Origin of the sequence: Hydrogenophaga sp., from assembly GCF_028698005.1 — a bacterium.
GTDB lineage: Bacteria > Pseudomonadota > Gammaproteobacteria > Burkholderiales > Burkholderiaceae_C > Hydrogenophaga.
The window spans coordinates 1-2,265 of record NZ_JAQVEJ010000014.1 but is presented as its reverse complement, the minus strand read 5'-3'; the positions used below and the strand labels follow the sequence as shown (position 1 = coordinate 2,265).

Here is a 2,265-nt window from a genome sequence, read left to right as displayed (position 1 = left end):
AACTCGACCAGCCGGGAGTTGACCCGGCTTTGCAGCAGGAACTGGGTGTACTGGTCAATGCTGTCCTGGTCCATGCCACCGCCGGCGTGGCGGCTGCTCTGGTAGCGCAGGTAGAGCTGGTAGTGCTCGGGCACGAAGCACAGGGGCAGCACCCGTGTCTGCAGCATGGCGTGCTCACGCTGGCAGCGACGCTGTGTGCGGTTGGGTGCAAATCGCCCGACGGGGATGCGCAGCGGTATGCAGGCCTGGCAGCCGTCGCAGTAGGGCCGGTAGGTGAACATGCCGCTGCGCCGGAAGCCCAGAGCAACCAGCTCGGAATAAGCATCGCTGTGAATCAGGTGGCTGGGGGTGGCCACCTGCGAACGGGCGGACCGCCCGGCGATGTAACTGCACGGATAAGGCGCCGTGGCGTAGAACTGAAGCGCCTGGAATGGAAGGTCCTTGAGGTGCGTCACGCGGGTGCAGCGGGGCTGTCAAAGAGTTCCGTCCAGTATACGGGGTCGAAAGTCCAGATGGGAGCGGCCAGGCGTTGTGCCTGCCTGGACCGGCGAGAGAACTCGTCGCGGGCAATGGTGCAGGCGCCCATGGATCCAAGGTGGGGGGTTTCCTGCTGACAGTCGATCAGCGGCAGTCGGTGTGCCCGGCAGAAGGCCACCAGCGCGGCCAGTGCCATCTTGGACGCGTTGCTGCGCCGGTTGAACATCGATTCACCGAACACCATGCCCCCAAGGTTGATGCAGTACAGGCCACCGACCAGTTCACCATCGATCCAGGTTTCGACACTGTGCGCAATGCCGGCCCGGTGAAGCCGGACATAGGCGTCGATCATGGGCGGCAGGATCCAGGTACCGCTCTGGCCGTTGCGTGGTGTGTGGGCGCAGGCCCGGATCACGCGCCCGAAGTGGTGGTCCATCCGGATGTGCAGCCGCTGTTGTCTCAGCAGTGCCCGCATCTCCTTGGCCAGGGAATGGTGCAGACGGAAACGCCAGGGATCCAGCACCATGCGCGGGTCGGTGCTCCACCACAGCACGGGCTGACCCGCGCTGTACCAGGGAAAAATGCCCTGCGAATAGGCGCTGATGAGCGTCGGGACATCGAGTGTGCCGCCGGCCGCGAGCAGGCCTGGTGCGGGATCGCCCGCGCCCCAGGCTTCATGGATCGGTGGAAAGGGCTGTCCGGGCTCCAGCCAGGGCAGGGGGCGGGTCGGGGGCGGCTGGGTCATGCGCGTCGGGTGAGGCAGTCCCGGGGCCGCTTCAGCGGCGCACCGGCTGGTGGCGGCGGAACAGGGCAGTGTGTGCCAGCAAGGCCAGCGCAACGCCGCTCATGTCGGCCAGCCAGTCGAGCACATCACCGGTGCGCCAGCCGCTGGCGGCCTGTGCGATCTCAATGCCCGCACCGTACGCCCCCATGACCATGGCCCAGCGCCAGGCGGACATGCCGTAGGCAAGCAGGCCGAAACCGGTCAGCACGAGGAAGCCAGCGGCGTGCTGGGCCTTGTCCCAGATATTGAAGACCTGGGGTGGCAGTTGCTCCGTCGGCATGAGAGAAGCGGTGGTGACGAGGGCCAGCAATGACCAGAAGCTCAGTCGCCAGAAATTGCGGGGCATGGTGGCGTGCACAAGGGTCGAAGTGAATGCGCCAATTGGATCAGAAGAGGCCGAAGGATGGAACCTGGTCAACCGGTTCGTGCCCATGGCGGCCTGCAGGACCGCTCCTATCCCATCGGCCCGCTGGTCAAGGCGGTCATCCTCGGGGCGGGCGACGCATGGCGGCAGGCTCTAGTTCTTGACCAGGTATTCGCCATTGGCTTCATAAAACTGGTCTCTGCTTTTGCTGTTGCTGCGGCGAAGGCGCGCATTGAAGTGTCCGCTCGTGACACTGTTCTTGAGATCGTAGCGCTTGACCACCAGACGGACGGGCTGTTTGATGCCCTTGGAGCGGAAACTCATCGACACGTTCTCGCTTTGCGGCGTCCCCTCGTGCGCGACGAATCCCAGCGTGAACTCGGACACACTGGAAGATTCAGTGAACTCGCCCGCGCCGGCAGGCTCCGTGCCGAGCACCACTGTCTTTAGCAGGTGCTTGCCGTCTTCGGAGCGCACGCCGCGCTGTTGCTTGAGCATGAGGCTGAACATGCGGTCGCTCATGTACAAGCGCAGGTGGTCGCCGCCTCCTGGCACGACAAAGCTCACGGGTCCACCGAAAGCGGGACCGTCGATGGTGAAGCGCAGCCCCTCCTTGTCGATGCCGGTGGCGCCCGCACTG

Annotated in this window: 3 protein-coding genes and 1 pseudogene; all 4 read right to left on the bottom strand. The window is 64.9% G+C overall.

The window, feature by feature from the left end; all coding sequences use genetic code 11:
* A pseudogene (locus PHQ87_RS02825) lies at positions 1–455 on the bottom strand (arginyltransferase); the annotation flags it as partial.
* A complete protein-coding gene (gene aat, locus PHQ87_RS02820; RefSeq protein WP_300230988.1) occupies positions 452–1,222 on the bottom strand; it encodes a leucyl/phenylalanyl-tRNA--protein transferase in 771 nt (256 codons plus the stop codon). The gene aat and the pseudogene PHQ87_RS02825, both read right to left, overlap by 4 nt.
* Before the next feature lie 31 nt (positions 1,223–1,253).
* Positions 1,254–1,607: a VanZ family protein gene (locus PHQ87_RS02815; RefSeq protein WP_300230985.1), complete on the bottom strand. Its 354-nt coding sequence runs from the start codon at positions 1,605–1,607 to the stop codon at positions 1,254–1,256.
* Positions 1,608–1,778: 171 nt separating this feature from the next.
* A partial coding sequence (locus PHQ87_RS02810) for a hypothetical protein (RefSeq protein ID WP_300230983.1) occupies positions 1,779–2,265 on the bottom strand: 487 nt, incomplete at its 5' end.

What these genes read in the sequence shown, in the direction of transcription:
- aat (WP_300230988.1), bottom strand. Translation starts at nt 1,222, where the DNA reads ATGACCCAGCCGCCCCCGACCCGCCCCCTGCCCTGGCTGGAGCCCGGA.
- PHQ87_RS02815 (WP_300230985.1), bottom strand. Translation starts at nt 1,607, where the DNA reads ATGCCCCGCAATTTCTGGCGACTGAGCTTCTGGTCATTGCTGGCCCTC.